Here is a 23,022-nt window from a genome sequence, read left to right on the forward strand (position 1 = left end):
AAACCGTCTCTAATGCAGAGACGGGTTTGCGCCCTATCATCACTGCGTTGATTGGTGCAATTCGGAAATAGCGGAGGATGCTATACAATGTCCTGACCGAACATTCCCACCAGCTGTCAACAGAGCATTGACATATGGAAACCATTGCCGCAGGAATGAGGTTTGATTCGCCATATATAAATCAGGAGACAATCACCGAAGCGACGAGGCGCGTCGACGAGGAGGGCCGACGTCTCGGCGTCGGCGGCGGAGGTCTTCATTTCGATACGAGGCGTTTCGCGCTGACGGTCGAATACATGAAAGCGTTCGAGCTTCACCGAGGGTATTGTGTCGAAATCGGTAGCCTCGAATACTTGAGCTCCAAAGTGATATGGTCGTTCTTTCCAGGCTCAACCGTCCGCGGTACCGAAAGCGATCTGCGATATGATCCGCTTCCTTTTGCCGATAATTCAGTCGACAACGTAATCTGTACCGAAGTCATCGAGCATATTTCGGACATTTCTTATCGGCAGGCTACGACGCTGAACGGAATATTCTTTTTCCTCGATGAGGTCTACAGGGTTCTTCGAGTTGGGGGGCGTGCGCTAATCTCAACTCCGAATGCGACCAGCCTATGGGCAATTCAGCGGGCGATGATGCAACGTGCGCCATTGATGTATGACTGGCACTTCCGTGAATTCACGAAACACGAAATGCGTCAGATCGTTGAATATGCCGGATTTGAGGTCGTTGAACATAACGCCGAGTTTGTATGGCATTTATGGGATTTCAGTCCGGTTGAAGAGTTCATGAGGAACTCAAACTACGAATTGTCCGACCGGGGGGATGATCAGTTCATGATCATCGAGAAGCCGGCCCAGCGAATCCGGAGGCCGCACAATCTCAATCTGCCGTCCAAGAAAATCTGGAAGGAAGGTGGCCTACGGCTGGTCAGGAATCAAATTCGACGGAAGTTATATAACCTCGACCTTAGGCTAAAGCTTGCAGCGAGGCGATTCGCTGGGCGTAATTGATTTACGAAATCAGATGTTCCTGCGGGGATAAAATCGGCGTAAGCATCCCGCCGCTCGCCAGTGTCTAATCAGGCCCCTTGATACGGCCACGTCTCGAGATCCTGCGCGCAACCGAACGAGACGGTATGCCGCAACGGTTCTGCAGCCGATTGTGGTCCGCGCACTACGAGCGAACCAGGGACGATTCGCGATGTGAGAAAATTGGCGCAACCCGCAACATGCGATTGCGCCCCTTCCCGATTCGACCCGTCAACATGCTCGGAGCACTCCGCACTTTTCTTGCGCTGATCGTCATGGCCGCTCATCTTGGGCGATGGACTGATCTCACGGCAACCTATGCTGTGTCGACGTTCTTTGTGATCAGTGGCTATCTGATGACCGCAACGCTCCATCGCAATTATGGGTTCGGATCATCGGGATTCTTTCGGTTCTTCCTGAACCGCTTCCTGAGGCTCTATCCGATGTACTGGATTGCAGCTGGCATGTCGGTCTTGCTGATTGTCCTTGAGCCCACGCTTGCGGAGGCATATCACCGAAATTTTCTGCTGCCCGATTCGCTGCGATCGTGGGCTAGCCTGGCCATGAACTGGTACTGGCGCCCGGATTTCCCCCTGCCCGGCAAGCCGAGCGTATCGCACATCGTGCCGCCGGCATGGGCGCTAGCCGTTGAATTTGCCATGTACGTGGTGCTCGCATTGGGCGCTGCGCGCAACATCAAAACCGGCGTGCTGTGCCTGCTTGTCGGCGTGTCGTTCCATGTTGCGATGGCTCATGACGTGAACGAGCGGATCTATGCGATACCTGCGGCTGCACTTCCGTACGGCATCGGAATATGCCTCTATTTCGCAATCAAGGCATGTCGGGCTTCCGTCACTACGTATGCCTCGGTTACCGCTACGCTCCTGTACGCAGGATTTATATGTGCGCTGCATTTCCTCCCGCTCGATGCTGCAGGAATCCCTTACTACCTGAATCTGGCGGGATTCGCGGTGGCATTCTTCTTCATCGCATCCGCGACGGAAGGGGGCTATTTCAGATGGATTGATCGAAATATCGGAGGCCTGTCTTACCCGATCTATCTCATCCACTATCAGGCTGCCTTTGCCATTCAGCTCCTTCTTTCTACGAAGGCAGCTGGTTGGACGTTATTCTGGTTCACGCTCCCCTTGGCCGTGGCATTATCGGCGGCGCTCGAATACTTGAACAGGCAGATAGTTGACCCTTGCAGAAATGTGGTCCGCGCAAAAGGTGGCGTCCTGTCTGGCGGCGCACCGAACATGAGCCAATCAGGCACCAGGTGAATTTAATGTGTCTTGCGGAAACTGGGCAGCGTAAGACGCCCATCGTGGATCAACTGGCGCAGGATCATCCGCAGGTTGTGCGTGGCGCCGCACGGCACTGCGTGGATCGCGTCACCCAGCGCGCCCTTGAGTCAGTTCCGGTTGAGTTTGCTGTCGATGGCACGTCCTTGTAGTCGCGATCGGCCGGTGATCTCGGACGTGTCAGGAATTTCGTGTGCTGAGGTCGGTTAAGAAATCTCAACTGATGGCGGCAGTGAATCGCTCGCCGAACAGAATGGCGAACTGATTGACTGCTTGCCGCCAAGTGATAGGCGGCATCTTCCAATCCTTTTCGATGATGCGTAAGGCGAGAAACAGCAGTTTGCTGGCAGCTTCGTCGCTCGGGAAGTGGCCGCGATTCTTCACGATCTTGCGCAACTGCATGTGCATGCTCTCGATGGCGTTGGTCGTATAGACGATTCGACGCACCTCGGGCGGATAGGCGAAGAAGGGAATCACCTGCTCCCATTGGCGCTGCCACATGGCCGCGACGGTAGGGAATTTGCGGCCCCACTCGCTCTGTGCAAAGGTATCGAGCAGCCGCTGCTGCGGCCTCGGCCGTGGCGGCCTGGAGATCGGCTTGATCGCGGCCGCCAGCGGCTTGCGGTCCTTCCAGCTCGCGAGATTCAGCGACTTGCGGATCAGATGCACGATGCCGGTCTGGATTTGCGCGGCCGGGTAGACCGCCTCGATCGCTTCGGGGAAGCCGCGCAAGCCGTCGACTAGATCGGCGGCTCCGTCTGCAAATACGTTTCATCGGTAACGACCTGCCAGTACAGGCCCTCGCGCCATTGCCGGACTAAGTCCTCGTCCGGGAGGTCGAAGGCATACGGCAGGTGCGGCAATCCCGTGATCAGGCGTGGCGAACCGACGGATGCGCCAAGTTGATCTGCTCGCGCAACGGTTGGCGGAAGAACTCTCCCTCCGTCACCGACGTCTTCGGCCCCATCCTCGCCTTGTAGAGAGTTGCAGGTTTTACGCGCCAATATGCCCGTTCACTGCAACTCCCGTATCGTCTCGATCTTGCAGCCTTGCTGTATATGCTTTCAAGGATTGTTCAGGGTCGACTACTTTCTCGGTTGAGTCGGTGAAGGCGACCAGGAATTCCATCGAGAACCTCAGAAAGTACAAGCAGCCATGCTGTCCCGTCGACAGTCATCTGTTCGCCAACACCGCACCTTCGCTCACCAGTGTCGCGGACAGCTTTGCATAGTCGATGTTTTGAACACTGCTTCGCGAATCTATGGCGAGCGCTGCGGCGGCTCCGGCCGCCTGACCGGTAATCATGAGCGTCGGCTCGACGCGTATCGATGAATACGCGACGTGCGACGCAGACAGTGCAACCGGCACGAGCAAATTCCGGATCTCGCTGTACTTGGGGACAATCGATCGATACGAGATCGGGTACGGACGCGGCAGCGGCTGCCAAATGGCGCCTTCGGTACCGACCTGTCCGTCTACCGCAATACGATTGACCGTATGCTGATCGATCGGGAATGCACCAAGACCGATGGGATCCGGGATCCGGGTTTCCGTGTACAGATCGTGCTGTGTCATCACATAGCTACCGACCATCCGGCGACTTTGCCGTACGTAAAGACGCCATGGGAACCCGCCGTTATCCTGGAACTCGTCCTTGCAGAATCCCCACGAGCGAACGTCATCGCGTACGTTTGGCGGAATGCGGGGATCCGTCGCGAGAAACGTCAGGAGCGCCAGCGTATAACGCTTGTGCTCCGCCTCGATTTGGCGACGACCGTTCGCATTCGCATTGGCATACTCCGCGCTTCCCTCGATCTCGTCCGTCGATAGCAGGCCGAGGCTATTGACGTCGAACTTGTTGTTGGGAATCGGAACGTTCGCGATGTAGTTGAACGTCTTGACGATTTCCGGGTGAGCCAGGGCGACGCGCCCCAGTAGTTCGAATTCCTTGGGATCGTAGTTGGCCGGTTTGACGACGGGAATCTGGTTTCCCTTATCCGCAGTGAGGCAAAGCCGATAGCCATATGCCTGCACGGCCGAGTCTGCCGTTCCCGGGGCGCCGAGATTGTTGGGCGCTACATGCGGAAGCAATCCGCTGCTCGGTTGACCTGGCACAACGTAGGGATCCACGCGCGCGCCGTCCTTGATGGAAATGGGGCCAACGCCGGCGAGGGGTTCGCCATATTGTGACTTCGCTTCGCGCCCGAGCGTATGGTCGACGCCGGCCTTCTCGAGCAAATCGCCTTCGTAGCTCGCATCGATGAACATCTTTGCCGCGTAACTATGTCCGTTGCTCGTCTGGACGGCCTTGATCTCGTGATTATTGGTTTGAACGCTCGCCAGTTCGGCTCCGTATTCGACGGAAACGGACGGGGCGTCGGCAAGCATCTGCAGCAGAATGCTCTCGGCGACATGCGGCTCGTGAAATATGCCGCCCATCGTCCAGGTCTTTCCGTAGCGCGCGTTTACCGTGTCGACGAAGCGATGCGCGAAACCGCCCATTGCCCATAGACGATCCTGGGGATAGGCGTCTGTCACGCTGATCCCGCTCGTCGTCATGCCACCGACGTGTTTCGTCGGTTCCAGAATGACGACCCGCTTGTTCAGTTTCGCGGCTTCCAGTGCCGCGGATATACCGCCCGGCGTCGCACCGTAGACGAGGACATCCGCAGGGTCGGATCCTGGTGCGGGCACCGGCATGGCGACGGGCGGAGCGGGCGTCCCGTGTGGTTGGTCGTCGGTACCGTGGCCGCATGCCGCGAGAATGAGCACCGAACCGACCAGCAGCAATCTGCTTGCAACATTATCGAATACTACGAACATGTGACCGCGAGTGTTAGAGAAACAGGGTTAGATGAATCGAGCGACAAGGAGCCGGGCTCGGCGAGCGCCTTCAATGTTACGACGTATTAAAAAAGTTACGATGTATTACGAAAGGTGCGCGGAGTTTATCACTTGCGGATGACACAAAACTATCGACTGGAACCCTGCGGATCCTTGCCGCGCGAGGAGCGGCGAAACGGGGCAGGAGGTGGTGAGGGTCAGATCAAGATGCTGACAAACCGGGGGGGCGACGAAGGCCGGCAAGCTGAAAGATGTCGTCGACCGTCAACGGAAGCCGCTGACAGAAGTGGAGGCCGAGCTGGCACAGGTCAAGCGTTGGCTGGTCGAGGTCAGAACGGAGCGCGCTCTCCTCAAAAGGTTCGCGACGTACTTCGCGAAGGAGTCGAGGTGAGGTGCGGATTGAACAAATGCGACGAGACTACCCCCGTGCCGCCAATGTGCCGAGTGCTGGGCGTACACGTGAGCGGCCACCATGTGTGGCGCAAGCGCAAGTCACCCGAAAGAGCGTGGCAGGAACCTCGCCCTGGAAGCGGAGGTGCTCACGGTCCACCGGCGAATCCGGGAAAGTTTCAGGCCGGAGCGCCTGCGGCGACATCGGGTGGAGAGGGGCGTGCGAATCGGCTTGCACCGGGTCAGGAGACTGCGCAGAAAATCGGGATAGCGCTGCAAGCAGAAGCGCCGGATCAAGGCCACGACGAATTCGAAGCACGACGTGCCTGTCGCGTCGAATCCGCTGAACCAAGATGTCTCGGTGACGGTGCCCAATCAAGTCTGGTGTGGTGACGTCACCTCTTTTGCGATCGATAAGGGTGTGTTGTGTCCTGCCGGCCTGAGGTGCCTGCAGCCCGGTGAAATCGCCGGTTACGCGATGAGCGATCGGATGACGAAACATCTGGTCACGCAGGCCTTGCTTCGCGCTGTCGCGACTCGCTGGCCGCCTGCAGGTCTGATCCGCCACACCGATCGCGGGTCGTAACACCGTGCGTTGGCCTATCAACTGCTCGTGAACCGGTTGACTGCTACTAATTCAGTCCGACCTCAGTTTTTCGCCTGATCGGCTCCCCGGGCGGGATAAAATCCCCCCTTTATGCTTGTCGCCGGCTGCCTGCCGGCGTTTTTTCAGCGTGCAAAAGATCCTGATCGTGCGCGTGTCGTCGCTGGGCGACGTCGTGCACAACATGCCGGTGATCGCCGATATCCGGCGCCGCCACCCCAATGCGCAGATCGACTGGCTCGTCGAGGAAAGCTTCGTCGACCTGGTCAAGCTCGTCGACGGCGTGCGCAACGTGCTGCCGTTCTCGCTGCGCCGCTGGCGCAAGAAGCCGTTCTCGGGCGCCACGTGGCGCGAGATCCGTGCGTTCCGCCAGCGCCTCGCGGCCGAGCAGTACGACCTCGTGATCGACTGTCAGGGCCTCATCAAGACGGCCTGGGTCGCCAGCTGGGCGCGTGGCCCGCTCGTCGGGCTCGGCAACCGCACCGACGGCGCCGGCTACGAGTGGCCCGTGCGCTTCTTCTATCGCAAGCGCGTGCCGATCGCGCCGCGCACGCACGTCGTCGAGCGCTCGCGGCAACTCGTCGCGGCCGCGCTGGACGACCCGGCGCCGACGCCGGCCGATCCGGTCGACTTCGGCCTCGATACGCGCGCGGCGGCGCTCGCGGTGGCCGCGCTCGGCCTGAACCTGCCGGTGCCGTACGTGGTGTTCGTCCACGCGACGTCGCGTGCCGACAAGCAATGGCCGGACGCCGCGTGGATCGAGCTCGGCCAGGCCCTCGTGCGGCGCGGCGCGTCGCTCGTGCTGCCGTGGGGCAACGACGCGGAACGCGCGACCAGCGAGCGGCTCGCAAAAGAGTTCGGCGCGGCGGCGATCGTGCCGCCGCGGCTGTCGCTGCCGGCGGTGGTCGGGCTGATCGACGGCGCGGCCGCCACCGTCGGGGTTGATACAGGTCTGGTTCACATCGCGGCCGCGCTGAAGCGTCCGACGGTCGAACTGTACAATTTCGCGACGGCCTGGCGGACCGGCGGCTACTGGTCGCCGAACGTCGTCAATCTCGGCACGGCGGGGCAACCCCCGTCGATCGCGCAGGTGAAGTCGGCGCTCGCGGGCTTCGGTCTCCTGTAACGCTGTCACACGTGCGAACCCGCGCGAACCCACGCGAACCGAACATGAGCGAATCCCAGATCATCGAAGTCCCGTCCGCCGACTGGAGCGGACACAACCTGTCGGCGCCGCGCGAGCAGCTGCTGGCCGCCGTCGAGGAAGGCAAGGTGCTGTATTTCCCGCACCTGCGCTTCGCGATCGAAGGCGGCGAGGAAGCGCTGCTCGATCCGGCGCTCGCCGACCCGAAACGCAAGAACATCAGCCTCGCGCCGAACGGCGGCGCGCTCGCCGGCGTGCTCGGCGACAACGTCACGCAGTCGGCGGTGCGCGCGCTCGTCGCGCGCTTCCAGCAGCAGGCCGGCACGCTCGTCGACGGCCTCTTTCCCGAATACCGCGGCAAGCTGCGCGTCGCGCCGACGAGCCTGCGGCTGATGCAGGTCGAGACGCGCCAGACGTCGTGGCGCAAGGACGACAGCCGGCTGCACGTCGACGCATTCCCGTCGCGGCCCAACTACGGCGAGCGCATCCTGCGCGTGTTCACGAACGTGAACCCGGTCGGCGTGCCGCGCGTGTGGCGCGTCGGCGAGCCGTTCGAGGACGTCGCGAAGCGCTTCCTGCCGCACATCAAGCCGCAGTTGCCGGGCGCCGCATGGCTGCTGAACCTGCTGCACGTGACGAAGTCGCCGCGCAGCGCGTACGACCACCTGATGCTGAACCTGCACGACAGCATGAAGGCCGATCTCGACTACCAGAAGACGGCTCCGCAGCAGACGATGCCGTTTCCGCCGGGCTGCGTGTGGATATGTTTCTCGGATCAGACTTCGCACGCTGTGATGTCCGGCCAGTTCATGCTCGAACAGACCTTCTTCCTGCCGGTCGACGCGATGGTGCGCCGCGAATGCGCGCCGCTCGGCATTCTCGAACGCCTGAAGGGCAGGGCGCTGGTTTGAGCGCGCCTCTTCTCCGTTGCAACATGAGGGTCGCCGCATGCTGAGGGTGATCTATCGCGCGCTGTGGTGGCTCGTCGCACCGATCGCCGTCATCCGGCTTTACGTGCGCTCGCGCAAGGAGCGTGGCTATCGCGAGCACATCGGCGAACGTTTCGGCCACGTGGCCGGCCGCTCGCGCGACGACCGCGCGCCGCTGATCTGGGTGCATGCGGTATCCGTCGGCGAGACCCGCGCGGCGCAGCCGCTGATCGACGCGCTGATGCATGCCCGCCCCGATGCGCGCATCCTGCTCACGCACATGACGCCGAGCGGCCGCGCGACCGGCGAACAGATCTTCGGCGATCGCGTGCTGCGCTGCTATCTGCCGTACGACATGCCCGGCGCGGTACGACGCTTCCTGCGCGCGTGGCGGCCGACGCTCGGCCTCGTGATGGAAACCGAGGTGTGGCCCACGCTGATCGACGAGTGCCGCCGCGCGGACGTGCCGCTGGTGCTGACCAATGCGCGCATGTCCGCGCGTTCGTTCCGGCGTGCATCGAAGTTCGGCGCGGCGACGCACGACGTGTTCGGCGGCTTCTCGCGCGTGCTCGCGCAGAGCCCGGCCGATGCGGAGCGGCTGTCGTCGCTCGGCGCGCGCAACGTGACCGTGCTCGGCAACCTGAAGTTCGACATGACGACGCCGCCGGAACTCGCGGCGCGTGGCCATGCGTGGCGCGAGGCGATCGGCGCGCGGCCCGTGTGGGTGGCCGCGAGCACGCGCGAGAACGAGGAGGCGCTGGTGCTCGACGCATTCACGGCGATGCGCACGCCCGGCGCGCTGCTGGTGCTCGTACCGCGTCATCCGCAGCGCTTCGCCGAGGTCGAGGCGCTCGTCGAGCGCAGCGGGCTCAAGTGCGTGCGACGCTCGGTGTGGGCGGCCGACAAGGCCGCGCTCGCGGCCGGACGGCCGGCTGCCGAGCCGCTGCCGGACGACGTATCGGTGTTGCTCGGCGATTCGATGGGCGAGCTCGGCGCGTATTACGCGGCGGCCGACATCGCGTTCATCGGCGGCAGCCTGTTGCCGCTCGGCGGCCAGAACCTGATCGAGGCGTGCGCGGTTGGCGTGCCGGTGCTGATCGGCAAGCACGTGTTCAACTTCACGCAGGCGACCGCCGATGCGGTCGCGGCCGGCGCGGCGCTGCAGGTCGAGGATCCGCTCGATCTCGCGCACGTGCTCGACGCGCTGTTCGCCGACAAGGCGCGGCGCATCGCGATGGGCGCGGCCGGCGCCGCATTCGCGTCGCGTCACCGCGGCGCGACCGCACGCACGGTCGACGTGCTCGCGGCACTGCTGCCGCCCGCCGAGCGTGGCGTGCGCACGCTGCAGGACGCTTCCGACGACTAGGCGAAGGCGGCGCAATGCCGCCATGAGCACGCGTGGCGGCACCGTATGGCGCCGCCACGCCGCTCAGACCGTCAGCAACCCCTTCTTCTCGATGAACGCGATCACGTCCGCGACGCCTTCGAGCGCCTTCAGGTTCGTCATCACGTAAGGCCGCTCGCCACGCATCTTCTTCGTGTCGGACGCCATCACGTCGAGGTTCGCACCGACCAGCGGCGCGAGATCCGTCTTGTTGATCACGAGCAGGTCGGATTTCGTGATGCCTGGGCCGCCCTTGCGCGGAATCTTCTCGCCGCCCGCGACGTCGATCACGTAGATCGTCAGGTCCGACAGCTCGGGGCTGAAGGTCGCCGCGAGATTGTCTCCGCCCGATTCGATGAACACGATGTCGGCGTCGGGGAAGCGCGACAGCATCCGGTCGACGGCCTCGAGGTTGATCGACGCATCCTCGCGGATCGCCGTGTGCGGGCAGCCGCCCGTCTCGACGCCCATGATGCGCTCCTCGGGCAGTGCGCCCGCGACCGTCAGCAGCCGCTGGTCTTCCTTCGTATAGATGTCGTTGGTGATCGCGACGAGGTCGTACCGGTCGCGCATCGCCTTGCACAGCATTTCGAGCAGCGTGGTCTTGCCGGAGCCGACGGGGCCGCCGATGCCGACGCGCAGCGGCGGCAGTTTCTTCGTGCGGCGGGCAGAGGAGGGAGCAGGTGCGTTCATGGCGGATAAGCGTCGGGTTCAGGAGCGGAACAACCGCGAATACTGGGTTTCGTGCCGCGCGGACAGGATGCCGAGCTGCGGCGCGAACGTGTTGACGGCGTCGGGCGGCGTCGCGAGCGCGCGGCGCACGGCTGCGTCGATCGCACCGCGCAGCGCGACGATGATGCGTTGCCCGGCGAGCTGGCCGAGCGGCACGGCCTTCAGCGCGGCGGACGTCTGGTTCTCGACCCAGCCGAATGCGTATGCGGCGAGCACGGCGTCGGCGCTCGCGTCGTGCGCGGCGGCTGCGTACGCGAACGCGGTGGGCAGCGCGATCGGCGTCATCGCCGCGAGCGTCGCGCGGCGCGCGGCATCGCCCCATTCGAGCGACGCGCAGAGCTGCGCGAGCGACCAGCCCATCTGTTCGGTCTCGCGGCGCAGTTCGGCCGATTCGCGGCTCGCGATGAACCACGCATTCTCGGTGACGAGCGCCGGCGTGTCGTGCGCGTGCCAGCGCGCGAGCTGGTGCGCGAGGAACGGCAGCTCGCCGTGCGCGAGCACGTCGGTCAGGCCGCTCGCGATCCAGTCGCGCGCGGTATCCGCGTCGTGGATCAGGTTTGCGTCGAGCGCCGCTTCAAGCCCCTGTGAATAGCTGTACGCGCCGATCGGCAGCGCCGGCGATGCAAGGTGCAGCAGCGCGACGAGTTCAGTGGTGGTCATGGCCGTGGCCGTGCGCGCAACCGGGACCATGCTGATGGTCGTGGTCGTGGTCGTGGTCGTGGTCGTGCGAATGCGAATGCGAATGAGCGTGACCGTGGTGCTCGCCGAACACCTGCTGCGCGAGTGCGTAATCCTCGGCGAACGTCGCGTCGTGCCCGTGCTTGTGGCCGCCGCCGTACGCGCCGGCTTCCGGCTGAAACGGCGCGAGGGTCTCCTCGACCTGCGTGCCGAGCCGGCGCAGCATGTCAGCGAGCACCGGGTCGGCTTCGAGCTTCAGATAGCCGTCGCCGATCTCGACCGGCGTGTGACGGTTGCCGAGGTGGTACGCGGCGCGCATCAGCGTGAGCGGATCGGCGGCGCGCACGCGCAGCACGGTCTCGGGCGCCGCGGCAATGCGCACGAGCGCGCCGTCGTCGGCGACGAGCACGTCGCCGTCGCGCAGGATCGTGCCGCGCGGCAGCAGGACCGCGACGTCCTCGCCGGTGTCGAGCGTCGCCGCGAGGCGGCTCTTGCAGCGGGCGTCGTAGGCGAGCGTGAGCGTCGGCGCGCGCGCGACGAGCGACGCGGCGAGTTTCACGTTCGGGGCAATGCGTTTGTCGAGGGTGCGCATGAGTCGAAAACCGGCAATCAGGTCAGAACAGGAAATAGCGCTGCGCCATCGGCAGCACCGTGGCCGGCTCGCAGGTGAGCAACTGGCCGTCGGCGATCACGTCGTAGGTTTCGGGGTCGACGCTGATCGACGGGCGCCACGCGTTGTGGATCATGTCGGCCTTCGTCACGTTGCGGCAGTTGCGCACGGGCACGATCCGCTTCGCGAGGCCATAGCGTTCCGCGATGCCCGCATCGGCGGCCATCTGCGACACGAAGGTCAGCGACGTGCGCGCGAGCGCACCGCCGCGCGTGGCGAACATCTCGCGATAGTGGACCGGCTGCGGTGTCGGGATCGACGCGTTCGGGTCGCCCATCTGCGCCATCGCGATCATTCCGCCCTTCAGGATCATCGACGGCTTGATCCCGAAGAACGCCGGCTCCCACAGCACCAGGTCGGCCCACTTGCCGGGCTCGATCGAGCCGACTTCGTGCGCAATTCCGTGCGTGAGCGCCGGGTTGATCGTGTACTTCGCGACGTAGCGCTTCGCACGGAAGTTGTCGTTGCGCGTGTTGTCTTCCGGCAGCGCGCCGCGTTGCACCTTCATCTTGTGCGCGGTCTGCCACGTGCGGATGATCACCTCGCCGACGCGGCCCATCGCCTGCGAATCGGACGACAGCATCGACAGCGCGCCGAGATCGTGCAGGATGTCCTCGGCCGCGATCGTCTCGCGGCGGATCCGCGATTCGGCGAACGCGAGATCCTCGGCGATCGACGGATCGAGGTGATGGCACACCATCAGCATGTCGAGATGCTCGTCGAGCGTGTTGATCGTGTACGGGCGCGTCGGGTTGGTCGACGACGGCAGCACGTTCGACTCGCCGCACACCTTCAGGATGTCGGGCGCATGGCCGCCGCCCGCGCCTTCGGTGTGGTACGTGTGGATCGTGCGGCCCTTGAACGCGGCGACCGTCGATTCGACGAAGCCGCCTTCGTTCAGCGTGTCGGTGTGGATCGCGACCTGCGTGTCGGTGTCGTCGGCAACGGAAAGACAGTTGTCGATCGCCGCGGGGGTCGTGCCCCAGTCCTCGTGCAGCTTCAGCCCGATTGCGCCGGCCGCGATCTGCTCGACGAGCGGCTGCGGCAGGCTCGCGTTGCCCTTGCCGAGAAAGCCGAGATTGATCGGCCAGCCGTCGGCGGCCTGCAGCATCCGCTCCATGTGCCACGGGCCCGGCGTGCAGGTCGTCGCGTTGGTGCCGGTGGCCGGCCCCGTGCCGCCGCCGAGCATCGTCGTGACGCCCGACGCGAGCGCCTCGTCGATCTGCTGCGGGCTGATGAAGTGGATGTGCGTGTCGATGCCGCCGGCCGTCACGATCAGCCCTTCGCCGGCGATCACTTCAGTCGCGGCGCCGATCGCGATCGTCACGCCCGGCTGGATGTCCGGATTGCCGGCCTTGCCGATCGCGGCGATGCGGCCGTGCTTGATCGCGATGTCGGCCTTCACGATGCCCCAGTGATCGAGGATCACCGCGTTCGTGATGATTGTGTCGGGCACGTCGGCGGCCACGCGCTGCGACTGGCCCATGCCGTCGCGGATCACTTTCCCGCCGCCGAATTTCACTTCCTCGCCGTAGGTCGTGAAATCGCGTTCGATCTCGATCAGCAGTTCGGTGTCGGCGAGCCGGACGCGGTCGCCCGTCGTCGGCCCGAACATTTCCGCGTACGCGCGGCGGCTCAAGCGTAGTGTCATGGTGCTGTTCCTGAAGAGCGGGGCGCGGCTTACAGCGGCCCCATCACCTTGCCCTGAAAACCGTAGACGGCGCGATCGCCCGCGAGTGCGACCAGCTCGACGGTGCGCGTCTGGCCCGGCTCGAAGCGCACGGCGGTGCCGGCCGCGATGTTCAGGCGAAAGCCGCGCGCGGCCGCGCGATCGAACGACAGCGCGTCGTTGACTTCGAAGAAGTGGTAGTGCGAGCCGACCTGCACCGGGCGGTCGCCGGTGTTCGCGACGACGAGCGTCAGCGTCGCGCGGCCCGCGTTCAGTACGTGTTCGCCGTCGTCGGTGAGGATTTCGCCGGGGATCATGCGGGGCCTCACGGAATCGGGTGATGGACGGTCACGAGCTTCGTGCCGTCGGGGAAGGTCGCCTCGACCTGGATGTCGGGAATCATCTCCGGCACGCCGTCCATCACGTCGTCGCGCGTGAGCAGCGTCGTGCCGTAATGCATCACCTCGGCGACCGTCTTGCCGTCGCGCGCGGCTTCCATCAACGCGGCGGTGATGAAGGCGACCGCCTCCGGATAGTTGAGCTTCAGGCCGCGTGCGCGACGGCGCTCGGCCAGCAGCGCCGCCGTGAAGATCAGCAGCTTGTCCTTCTCGCGGGGAGTCAGTTTCATGAAGGAAAACGTTCAGTAAAACGTAATTTTTATCGGTGCGCGCGCAACGATGCGAACGCGCGGGTCATCGTAGCATCGCGCTGTTTTGCGTGCGTCGTGTAGCGGTTATGTAAGCAGCAAGGCGCGTGCCATGTGCATGGAACGCCGTGCGATGCGCGCTCGTGGTGCGCGATGCATGGGCAATGTGCAGCGCCGGTCGCGACGCTGCGCCGAAACGGTGCGTGGCGCGACCGCGCTCAGGTTTGCCAGAGGCGCAGCGGCCGTGCGTCGACACCGTGCACGATCGGCCGCAGATGCAGCCAGCAGTCGGTGAAGTGGCGTTGCAGCGCTTCCATCGACGTCGACAGCGCGCGGACGAGCACGACGCCCGGCGTCACGCAGGTCGCGCCCGCGCGCAGCGTGGCATCGAACGGCATCCGCGCGGCGAGCGATTCCGCGAGTGCGGCGTCGCATGCGGCGCCGGCCGCCCACAGCGTGCCGTACGCGGGAAAGCCGGCGAGACCCTGCAGCGCGCCGCGCAGCGGGTCGTGCGCATCGAGCAGCGCGCGTTCGGTCCATAGCGGCCGGCCGTCGGCATCGACGAGCGCGGAGGTCGACGCGACGCGGCCCGCCGACCAGGTTTCGCCGGCCGCCTGCCGGCCGAGCTGCGACGCGTCCCAGCCGATCGCAGTCGCACCCGTGCCGAGTTTTACCGTGAAGTCGAGCGAAGCATGCGCCGCGTCGAAGAACAGGTTGTTCTGCGGCAGCCAGTCGAGTTTCGCGTGTTCGCCGACCGTGATGCCGATGCGCTGTGTCGCGTCCAGCCCGTTCGACTTGTACCACTTGGTCGCGCCGGGTGTCGTCAGCACCGCATGCGTGCCGTCGCCGAGCGCGATGTCGATGTCGAGCCGGTCGCCGCCGGCGACGCCGCCCGGCGGGTGCACGATCACCGCGTGGCAGATCGCGTCGCCTTCCGGATACAGCGGGCGCTGCACGCGCAGCGGGCCGTCGTGCAGACGGTGCGCGAGCGTCGTGCGCATGCCGTGCCGTTCGAAGCCGAGTTCGAGGCGGCCGTGCCACGACTTGGCGACGGCGGGGCGGGACAGCGGGGCACGGGAATCGGGGGCGGACATCGGCGGGAAGCAGGGGACGGGCGCGGGGAACGAGGATGCTACCGCAACAATATACGCTTCGGTACCGGCGTTGCCGGAGGCTGCAACGCTACGCTCAGGCCGTGCCGTTTCGCTGGCGTGCGCCCGGCATGCGCCATTCGGCGAGGCGCCGGATCGATCGCCGGAAGCGGTGCCGTTCCGGGCCACCTTTCCCGCTACACCGCGATCAGCTCCCGCACACCGTTCGCTTCCATCTCGTGCGCGTCGCCGCCCGCGACGATCTCGCCACGGCTCATCACCCAGTAGCAGTCGGCGATCGACTGGGCGAAGTCGTAATACTGCTCGACGAGCAGCACGGTCATCTTCGATTCGTCGACGAGCTGGCGCAGCGTGCGGCCGATGTCCTGGATGATCGACGGCTGGATGCCTTCGGTCGGCTCGTCGAGGATCAGCAACTGCGGTTCGCTCATCAGCGCGCGGCCGATCGCGAGCTGCTGCTGCTGGCCGCCCGACAGGTCGCCTCCGCGCCGAGCGCGCATGTCCTTCAGCACCGGGAACAGGTCGTAGATGCGGTCGGGCACCTTCGACGGCGCCTTGCGGCTCGCCGCGCCGACGAGCAGGTTCTCCTCGACGGTCAGCCGCGGAAAGATGTCGCGGCCCTGCGGCACATACGCGAGCCCGGCCGCGACGCGCGCATACGGCGGCATCGCGCCGAGCGCCGTGCCGCGCCACGACACGCTGCCGCTTTTCGCGGCGACGACGCCCATCAGGCAGCGCAGCAGCGTGCTCTTGCCGACGCCGTTGCGGCCGAGCAGCACGGTGAGCTTGCCGTCGTCGGCGGCGAGGCTCACGTTGCGCAGGATATGGCTGCCGCCGTAGTACTGGTTCAGTGCATCGATCTTCAGCATCGCATCATCGTCCAAGGTAAGACTCGATCACCGCGTCGTCGCGCTTGACCTGGTCGAGCGTGCCCTGCGCGAGCACCGCGCCCTCGGCCATCACCGTCACGCGGCCCGTGTCGCCCGCGAGCGCCGCGACGAATTCCATGTCGTGCTCGACGACCATCATCGAGCAGGTGCCGCGCAGCGTGTTCAGCAGTTCGGCGAGTTCCATCGTCTCGTGGTCGGTCATCCCGGCCGCCGGCTCGTCGAGCAGCAGCAGCGCGGGGCGCTGCATCAGCAGCATGCCGATCTCGAGTCGCTGCTTCTGCCCGTGCGACAGTTCGCCGGCCGCGCGGAAGGCATGGCTCTCGAGGCCGATCAGCGCGAGCGTCTCCTCGATCTTCGCCTGCGCGGTGCGGTCGAGCCGCGCGCGCAGCGACGCGAGCCAGCCCTTGTCGGTCTGCATCGCGAGCTCGAGGTTCTCCCACACCGGATGCTGTTCGAACACGGTCGGCTTCTGGAACTTGCGGCCGATGCCCGCGCGCGCGATCTCGGGCTCGTTCATCCGCGCGAGGTCGATCGTCTGGCCGAGAAACACCTTGCCTGCATCGGGGCGTGTCTTGCCGGTGATCACGTCCATCATCGTCGTCTTGCCGGCGCCGTTCGGGCCGATCACGCAGCGCAGCTCGCCCGCGTCGATCGCCAGCGACAGCTTCTTCAGCGCGCGGAAACCGTCGAAGCTCACCTCAATATCCTCGAGGTAGAGGATCGTGCCGTGCGACGTGTCGATGCCGGGCGGCACCACGCGCCCCATCGATGCGGTGCCGCTGACGGCCAGCCCTTCGTCTTCGGGCGGCGGCGTGAACTGGTACAGGGCCGTTCCGTTCATGCGCGTTTCCCCTTCGCGATCAAGGTTTCGACGAGGCCCATGATCCCGCGCGGCAACAGCAGCGGCACGAGCACGAAGATCAGGCCGAGGAAGAACAGCCAGTATTCGGCGAAGTACGCGGTAAAAACGCTCTTCGCGCCGTTCACCGCGAACGCGCCGACGATCGGTCCGATCAGCGTGCCGCGCCCGCCCACCGCGACCCAGATCGCCATCTCGATCGAGTTGCCGGGCGACATCTCGCCGGGGTTGATGATGCCGACCTGCGGCACGTACAACGCGCCCGCGATGCCGCACAGCACGGCCGACACGGTCCACACGAACAGCTTGTATGCGAGCGGGCTGTAACCGAGGAACATCAGCCGCGTCTCGCCATCGCGCACCGCGGTGACGACACGCCCGAGCTTGCTGGTGACGATCGCACGCGCGGCGATGAACGCGAGCACGAGCGTCGCGAACGTCATCAGCAACAGCACCGTGCGCGTGCCGGGCGACGTGATCGCAAAGCCTGCGATGCGCTTGAAGTCGGTGAAGCCGTTGTTGCCGCCGAAGCCCGTCTCGTTACGATAGAACAGCAGCATCGCGGCGAACGTCATGGCCTGCGTGATGATCGACAGGTACACGCCCTTCACGCGCGAGCGGAACGTGAAGAAGCCGAACACCCACGCGAGCACGGCCGGCACGAGCACGACGAGTGCGAGCGCCCACGCGAGATGCTGCGTGCCGCTCCAGTACCACGGCAACTGGTGCCAGTCGAGGAACACCATGAAATCGGGTAGGTCGCTGCCGTACTTGCCGTCGCGGCCGATTTCGCGCATCAGATACATTCCGATCGCATAGCCGCCGAGCGCGAAGAACAGCCCGTGGCCGAGGCTCAGGATCCCGCAGTAGCCCCACACGAGATCGAGCGCGAGTGCGGCGATCGCGTAGCACATCAGCTTGCCGGTGAGCGTCATCGCGTACGCGGACAGATGGAACGCGCTCGACTCGGGCGCGACGAGCGCGGCGAGCGGCACGCCGATGCCGATCGCGACGCACAGCGCGATCAGCGCGAGCCACGCGCGTCGCGACAGCAGCGCGGGGCGGGGCGGCAGGCCGAGCGCGAAGCGCTCTTCCGTGCGTGCGGCGGCAGCCGGCTTCGGCGCATCGGCGGCCGGATTGGACAACGAGTGGGTGAATGAAGTCACGTCAAGCCTCCGCACTGCGGCCCTTCGGGGCAAACATGCCCTGCGGACGTTTCTGGATGAACAGCACGATCATCACGAGCACCGCGATCTTCGCGAGCACGGCGCCCCAGAACGGCTCGATCGCCTTGCTCGCGAGGCCGAGCCCGAAGCCGCCGAGCACGGTGCCGGCGATCTGCCCGACACCGCCGAGCACGACCGCCATGAACGAATCGATGATGTAGTTCTGGCCAAGGTCGGGGCCCACGTTGCCGATCTGCGACAGCGCACAGCCGCCGAGGCCCGCGATGCCCGCGCCGAATGCGAACGCATACGCGTCGACGCGCGCGGTCTTCACGCCGACGCAGGCGGCCATCCGGCGGTTCTGCGTGACGGCGCGCACGAACAGGCCGAGCCGCGTCTTCGTCAGCACCGCCCACGCGACGAATACCACCGCGAGTGCGAACGCGAGGATCGCGAGCCGGTTGTACGGCAGGATCAGGTTCTGCATCACGGTCACGCCGCCGCTCATCCACGACGGGTTCACGACCTGCACGTTCTGCGCGCCGAACAGCATGCGCGTCGCCTGGATCAGGATCAGGCTCACGCCGAACGTCGCGAGCAACGTCTCGAGCGGGCGGCCATACAGGTGCCGCAGCACGAGCCGTTCGAGCACGATGCCGACGAGCGCGGCCGTCACGAACGACACCGGCACCGCGACGAGCGGATACCAGTCGAACGCGCCGGGCGCGTAGCGCTGGATCAGCGTCTGCACGACATAGGTTGCGTACGCACCGATCATCAGGAATTCGCCGTGCGCCATGTTGATCACGCCGATCAGCCCGTACGTGATCGCGAGGCCGAGCGCGGCGAGCAGCAGCACACTGCCGAGCGACAGGCCCGCGAACAAGGTGCCGACGATCTCGCCGCGGCGCTGCAGCGTGTGCAATGCGTCGAGTCCTTGCTGCGCGGCGGCGCGCACGCGCGCGTCGGGTTCCGCGTAGCTGCCGTCGGCATTCTTCGCGACGAGCGGGCGCAACTGTTCGATCATGTCGAGGTCGCGGCGTGCAGCCACCACCTGCACGGCTTCGAGGCGCTTCGCCGGATCGGCATCGTGCAGCGCGGCGATCGCCCACAGTGCGTCGAGGCGGCGCTTCAGCGCGGGATCGGTTTCCTTCGCACGCGCGCGGTCGATCATCGGCTTGAGCGCCGGGTCGGGCGATTTCAGCAATGCATCGATCGCGTCGCGACGCGCGGCGACGTCGGGCGACGCGAGCGCGAGCCCCGACAGCGCACCAGTTATCTTCGTGCGCAGCAGGTTGTTCAGCATCACGGGCTGCGCGTCGCCGGCCGGCGTCGTGGCCTGCGTGAGCGCATCGTGCGCGGTGTCGCCGGTCTGGATCAGCAGGCGGCCGTCACCGGTCGCGAGCGCGTCGCCGGTCGACAGCGCATTGAGCAGCGCGACGGCGCGTGGGTCGGAGTCGGCGGCGAGCCGTTCGATCGCGGTCGTCTTTGCGTCGAAGTCGTCGCCGGCGAGCGCGGCGGTATCGGTCGCCGTCAGCGCGAACGCGGCGCGTGGCAGCCCGCCCGCGAGGGCGGCGCACGCGACGATCGCGACGGCGGCTCGGCGAAAGCGTGTAGGCATCGGGAAATCCTGTCGGGCGTGGGGAAGCGGATGCGTGCGGCGATGCGCGGGCGCGTGCGGTTCATCTCGGCAAGCGCGGACGGCACATCGGGTTCGGCATCGGCGCGCGAGCGGCGCGTCGCGTGTGAAGCGCGACGCGCCACCCTGCATCAGGCGAGCGCCGCGCGCTGCCGGCGCAGGAAGGCCGGGATCGACGTGACGATGTCCGGCTTGCCCTGGTTGCCCGCGATGAACGGGCTCCACGGTTGCGCGCGCACCGCGGTCTTGGTTTTCCACACGACGTTGAATTGCCCGTCGCCGCGGATCTCGCCGATCATCACCGGCTTGTGCAGGTGATGGTTGCCGTCCATCGCGAGCGTGAAGCCCGACGGCGCGGCGACGGTCTGGCCGACCATCGCGACGCGCACCTTGTCGACGTCGGTGCTCTTCGCCTTCTCGACGGCCTGCTTCCACATGTGGATGCCGACGTAGGTCGCTTCCATCGGGTCGTTGGTCACGCGCTTCGCGCCGCCGGGCAGGTTGTTCGCCTTCACCCACGCGGCGAACTGGTCCTTGAACTTCGTGTTGGTCGGGTTCTTCACCGACATGAAGTAATTCCACGCGGCGAGGTGACCGACGAGCGGCTTCGTGTCGATCCCGCGCAGCTCTTCCTCGCCGACCGAGAACGCGACGACCGGCACGTCGGTCGCCTTGATCCCCTGGTTGCCGAGCTCCTTGTAGAACGGCACGTTCGAGTCGCCGTTGATCGTCGAGATCACGGTCGTCTTGCCGCCTTGCGAGAAGTTCTTGATGTTCGCGACGATGGTCTGGTAATCGCTGTGGCCGAACGGCGTGTAGACCTCCTGAATGTCGGCGTCCTTCACGCCCTTCGATTTCAGGAACGCACGCAGGATCTTGTTGGTCGTGCGCGGATACACGTAGTCGGTGCCGAGCAGGAAGAAGCGCTTCGCGCCGCCGCCTTCCGCGCTCATCAGGTACTCGACGGCCGGGATCGCCTGCTGGTTCGGTGCGGCGCCCGTGTAGAACACGTTGCGCGACATTTCCTCGCCTTCGTACTGCACCGGGTAATAGAGCAGCCCGTTCAGCTCCTCGAACACCGGCAGCACCGACTTGCGCGACACCGACGTCCAGCAGCCGAACACGCACGCGACCTTGTCCTGCGTGAGCAGCTGGCGCGCCTTCTCGGCGAACAGCGGCCAGTTCGACGCGGGATCGACCACCACGGGTTCGAGCTTGCGGCCCATCACGCCGCCGCTCTTGTTGATGTCGGCGATCGTCATCAGCGCGGTGTCCTTCAGCGACGTCTCCGAGATCGCCATCGTGCCCGACAGCGAATGCAGGATGCCGACCTTGATCGGGCCGGTGCCCGCGTCGGCCGCGTGAGCGAACGGGCTCTTGCCCGCGAGCGCGAGTGCGCCGGCCATCGAACCGAACTTCAACAGACTGCGACGTTTCATCGGGTTCCCCTTGACGTGTTGGATATGCGTGCGCCTTGAAGGCGCTGGCCAACGGGTAACGCAAGGCATGTGCCAGTCGTGCGGATGCACGTCTGGCGTGCCTGCGCGGGGCGGTGCGTGGTGTCGGGACGGTGCGCGTGACGCGTCGTGCAGCATGCGCGGTCCGTCACGGTGCAGGGGCACGGGCGTAAATGGTGCACGGTCGGGGTTCCCCGTTCCGGCGCCTGCACTTGAACGCGGGGCGGGAACCGTCGTGCACCATGACTTCGCGCCACGCGGGCAGGACAAGTCACGGACGCCGCGCAGCGCCGCTGTCGGTCATCGAGACGACGCTGAAGTGATTAACCGGAGCGGAAAAGAGAAACGGGCACGCGATGCGTGCCCGTTCGGGGGAATCAGTGCGGCCGGCGGCAGTGTGCCGATCGGCGAGGCGGCGCGTGATGCGCCGCCGACAGGATCAGTAACGCGGCACGGACGGATCGACGTCGCGCGACCACGCGTCGATCCCGCCTTGCAGGTTGTACAGCTTCGTGAAGCCGCGCGATTCGAGGAACATCGCGACTTGCGCGCTGCGCATCCCGTGATGGCACACGCAGACGATTTCCGCTTCGTCGTCGAGCTCTTCGCTGCGCGCGGGAATCTGCTGCATCGGGATCGACACGCTGCCCGCGATATGCGCGGTCGCGATTTCCCACGGTTCGCGCACGTCGAGCACGACCGGCGCGGGGCGTGCCTTGTCGCCGAGCCATTCCGCGAGCATCGCGGCCGTCAGGATCTGCATGGTGGCTCCGTCGCTCAGAACTTGAAGCGCGACGGCTCGATCGCGTTGACGAGGTGGTCGATATACGTTTCGAACACGTCGGCGACGCGGTACTGCTTGTCGTCGATGCGCGTGATGATCTGTGCCTTCATCACCGGACGGCCGCCGACGAATGCCGCGAGGCGGCCGCCGACCTTCAGCTGTTCGAGCATTTCCTGCGGCACGACGGGCAGGCCGCCCGCGACGCAGATCACGTCATACGGCGCCTTGCCGGCCCAGCCGCGCGAACCGTCGCCGAGGACGACTTCCGCGTTGGTCACGCCGTCGTTGCGCAGGTTGTCTTCCGCGAACTTCGCGTTGGTCGGATCGATCTCGACGGCCGTCACGTGCTGCGCGCGGTGCGCGAACAGCGCAGCCAGGTAGCCCGAGCCGGCGCCGATGATGAGCACGTTCTCGTGCTTCTTGACCGTCAGCTCCTGCAGCACGCGCGCTTCGACGCGCGGGAACAGCATCTTGCTGTTGCCGCCGGGCAGCGGGAGTTCGAGATCGGCGAACGCGAGATCGCGGTATTCGGCCGGAACGTAGTTTTCACGCTTGACGATCGACAGCAGGCCCAGGACGTCGAGATCCAGCACGTCCCACGGCCGGATCTGTTGTTCGATCATGTTGAAACGCGCGTTTTCGATATTCATGGTGTGGTCACGCAGCCTGGTCGGCCATCAGCGGGGATAGAGAAACTTCGTGATTGTACCAAACGGGGCGGCCGCGAAGCCTTCAGGCGGCCTGCAACAGACCTTTACCCCTTGCTCTTCTTGATCTGCGCCTCGAACGCGAGGTCGAGCTTGCTCGCCTTGCGCGGTTTTTTGGGGCCGAATTCGTCGACGAACTTGACGAACTCGTCGAGCGGCAGCGGCTCGCAGCGCTTCTCGGTGGTGCCGCCGGAGCGGTCGACGAGATAGAACAGGCCGCCCGCCATCGCGACGGCCGCGAATTGCGGGTTGCCGGAGCGGGTTTTCAGGCGTTCGACCGCGTGGGTCGCTTTGGTGGTGCGCATCGTGCGGAATCTGGCGGGGCGTAAGCCCCACACTGTATCAAACCGGCCGCCCGCGTGCGGCCGGTGGCCTGGGAGCCG

General features: G+C 65.4%; 21 protein-coding genes and 3 pseudogenes. 6 read left to right on the plus strand and 18 right to left on the minus strand.

Annotated features, from left to right (window positions below; all coding sequences use genetic code 11):
* Positions 1-134 precede the first annotated feature (134 nt).
* Entirely contained in the window at positions 135-1,013 is an 879-nt protein-coding gene (locus tag BCEP18194_RS38695) for a class I SAM-dependent methyltransferase (RefSeq protein WP_011351173.1), read from the plus strand.
* A 254-nt stretch (positions 1,014-1,267) separates the two neighbouring features.
* Positions 1,268-2,314, plus strand: coding sequence for an acyltransferase family protein (locus tag BCEP18194_RS10040; RefSeq protein WP_041492760.1), 1,047 nt, complete (start codon positions 1,268-1,270; stop codon positions 2,312-2,314).
* Positions 2,315-2,551: 237 nt separating this feature from the next.
* Here the strand turns inward: BCEP18194_RS10040 and BCEP18194_RS10045 are convergent.
* The 3 genes and pseudogenes from BCEP18194_RS10045 to BCEP18194_RS10055 all read right to left on the minus strand — a co-directional run.
* A pseudogene (locus BCEP18194_RS10045) lies at positions 2,552-3,091 on the minus strand (transposase); the annotation flags it as partial.
* Positions 3,079-3,302, minus strand: a pseudogene (locus tag BCEP18194_RS39465) (IS5/IS1182 family transposase); the annotation flags it as partial. The pseudogenes BCEP18194_RS10045 and BCEP18194_RS39465, both read right to left, overlap by 13 nt.
* Positions 3,303-3,508: 206 nt before the next feature.
* Positions 3,509-5,158, minus strand: a complete 1,650-nt coding sequence (locus tag BCEP18194_RS10055) for an FAD-dependent oxidoreductase (RefSeq protein WP_011351176.1) — start codon at positions 5,156-5,158, stop codon at positions 3,509-3,511.
* Positions 5,159-5,405: 247 nt separating this feature from the next.
* On the opposite strand from BCEP18194_RS10055, the pseudogene BCEP18194_RS42045 reads away from it, so the two are divergent.
* The 4 genes and pseudogenes from BCEP18194_RS42045 to waaA all read left to right on the plus strand — a co-directional run.
* Positions 5,406-6,152 (plus strand): annotated as a pseudogene (locus BCEP18194_RS42045) (DDE-type integrase/transposase/recombinase); the annotation flags it as partial.
* A 151-nt stretch (positions 6,153-6,303) separates the two neighbouring features.
* Positions 6,304-7,299 (plus strand): lipopolysaccharide heptosyltransferase I, encoded by a 996-nt coding sequence (gene waaC / locus BCEP18194_RS10065; RefSeq protein WP_041493025.1) that lies wholly within the window; start codon positions 6,304-6,306, stop codon positions 7,297-7,299.
* Between the two features lie 44 nt (positions 7,300-7,343).
* A complete protein-coding gene (locus tag BCEP18194_RS10070; protein WP_011351180.1) occupies positions 7,344-8,228 on the plus strand; it encodes a Kdo hydroxylase family protein in 885 nt (294 codons plus the stop codon).
* A 37-nt stretch (positions 8,229-8,265) separates the two neighbouring features.
* Complete coding sequence (gene waaA / locus BCEP18194_RS10075; RefSeq protein WP_011351181.1) at positions 8,266-9,612, plus strand: lipid IV(A) 3-deoxy-D-manno-octulosonic acid transferase; 1,347 nt, start codon at positions 8,266-8,268, stop codon at positions 9,610-9,612.
* A gap of 63 nt (positions 9,613-9,675) precedes the next feature.
* Here the strand turns inward: waaA and ureG are convergent, their stop codons facing one another.
* The 15 genes from ureG to BCEP18194_RS10150 form a co-directional block, all read right to left on the minus strand.
* Positions 9,676-10,323: an urease accessory protein UreG gene (ureG, locus tag BCEP18194_RS10080; RefSeq protein ID WP_011351182.1), complete on the minus strand. Its 648-nt coding sequence runs from the start codon at positions 10,321-10,323 to the stop codon at positions 9,676-9,678.
* Positions 10,324-10,341: 18 nt separating this feature from the next.
* Positions 10,342-11,022 (minus strand): urease accessory protein UreF, encoded by a 681-nt coding sequence (locus tag BCEP18194_RS10085; RefSeq protein WP_011351183.1) that lies wholly within the window; start codon positions 11,020-11,022, stop codon positions 10,342-10,344.
* Positions 11,009-11,632: an urease accessory protein UreE gene (gene ureE, locus BCEP18194_RS10090; protein ID WP_011351184.1), complete on the minus strand. Its 624-nt coding sequence runs from the start codon at positions 11,630-11,632 to the stop codon at positions 11,009-11,011. Before ureE ends, BCEP18194_RS10085 begins: the two co-directional genes overlap by 14 nt.
* 22 nt (positions 11,633-11,654) lie before the next feature.
* Entirely contained in the window at positions 11,655-13,361 is a 1,707-nt protein-coding gene (gene ureC, locus BCEP18194_RS10095; RefSeq protein ID WP_011351185.1) for an urease subunit alpha, read from the minus strand.
* Positions 13,362-13,390: 29 nt separating this feature from the next.
* The gene (locus BCEP18194_RS10100; protein WP_011351186.1) at positions 13,391-13,696 is read right to left on the minus strand and encodes an urease subunit beta; all 306 of its coding nucleotides are present in this window, start codon (positions 13,694-13,696) and stop codon (positions 13,391-13,393) included.
* Between the two features lie 8 nt (positions 13,697-13,704).
* Entirely contained in the window at positions 13,705-14,007 is a 303-nt protein-coding gene (ureA, locus tag BCEP18194_RS10105) for an urease subunit gamma (protein ID WP_006406310.1), read from the minus strand.
* A gap of 236 nt (positions 14,008-14,243) precedes the next feature.
* Positions 14,244-15,119: an urease accessory protein UreD gene (locus tag BCEP18194_RS10110; RefSeq protein ID WP_011351187.1), complete on the minus strand. Its 876-nt coding sequence runs from the start codon at positions 15,117-15,119 to the stop codon at positions 14,244-14,246.
* 194 nt (positions 15,120-15,313) lie between these two features.
* Positions 15,314-16,006, minus strand: coding sequence for an urea ABC transporter ATP-binding subunit UrtE (gene urtE / locus BCEP18194_RS10115; protein WP_041493026.1), 693 nt, complete (start codon positions 16,004-16,006; stop codon positions 15,314-15,316).
* A gap of 4 nt (positions 16,007-16,010) precedes the next feature.
* Positions 16,011-16,868 (minus strand): urea ABC transporter ATP-binding protein UrtD, encoded by an 858-nt coding sequence (urtD, locus tag BCEP18194_RS10120; protein ID WP_011351189.1) that lies wholly within the window; start codon positions 16,866-16,868, stop codon positions 16,011-16,013.
* Complete coding sequence (urtC, locus tag BCEP18194_RS10125) at positions 16,865-18,052, minus strand: urea ABC transporter permease subunit UrtC (protein ID WP_011351190.1); 1,188 nt, start codon at positions 18,050-18,052, stop codon at positions 16,865-16,867. Before urtC ends, urtD begins: the two co-directional genes overlap by 4 nt.
* Position 18,053: 1 nt before the next feature.
* A complete protein-coding gene (urtB, locus tag BCEP18194_RS10130; protein ID WP_011351191.1) occupies positions 18,054-19,673 on the minus strand; it encodes an urea ABC transporter permease subunit UrtB in 1,620 nt (539 codons plus the stop codon).
* A 149-nt stretch (positions 19,674-19,822) separates the two neighbouring features.
* The gene (urtA, locus tag BCEP18194_RS10135) at positions 19,823-21,130 is read right to left on the minus strand and encodes an urea ABC transporter substrate-binding protein (protein WP_011351192.1); all 1,308 of its coding nucleotides are present in this window, start codon (positions 21,128-21,130) and stop codon (positions 19,823-19,825) included.
* 457 nt (positions 21,131-21,587) lie between these two features.
* Positions 21,588-21,911, minus strand: coding sequence for a rhodanese-like domain-containing protein (locus BCEP18194_RS10140; RefSeq protein ID WP_011351193.1), 324 nt, complete (start codon positions 21,909-21,911; stop codon positions 21,588-21,590).
* 14 nt (positions 21,912-21,925) lie between these two features.
* Positions 21,926-22,582: a protein-L-isoaspartate O-methyltransferase family protein gene (locus BCEP18194_RS10145; RefSeq protein WP_011351194.1), complete on the minus strand. Its 657-nt coding sequence runs from the start codon at positions 22,580-22,582 to the stop codon at positions 21,926-21,928.
* Between the two features lie 104 nt (positions 22,583-22,686).
* Positions 22,687-22,944 (minus strand): hypothetical protein, encoded by a 258-nt coding sequence (locus tag BCEP18194_RS10150; protein ID WP_011351195.1) that lies wholly within the window; start codon positions 22,942-22,944, stop codon positions 22,687-22,689.
* Positions 22,945-23,022 lie beyond the last annotated feature (78 nt).

It is taken from the genome of Burkholderia lata (assembly GCF_000012945.1).
Taxonomy (GTDB): domain Bacteria; phylum Pseudomonadota; class Gammaproteobacteria; order Burkholderiales; family Burkholderiaceae; genus Burkholderia; species Burkholderia lata.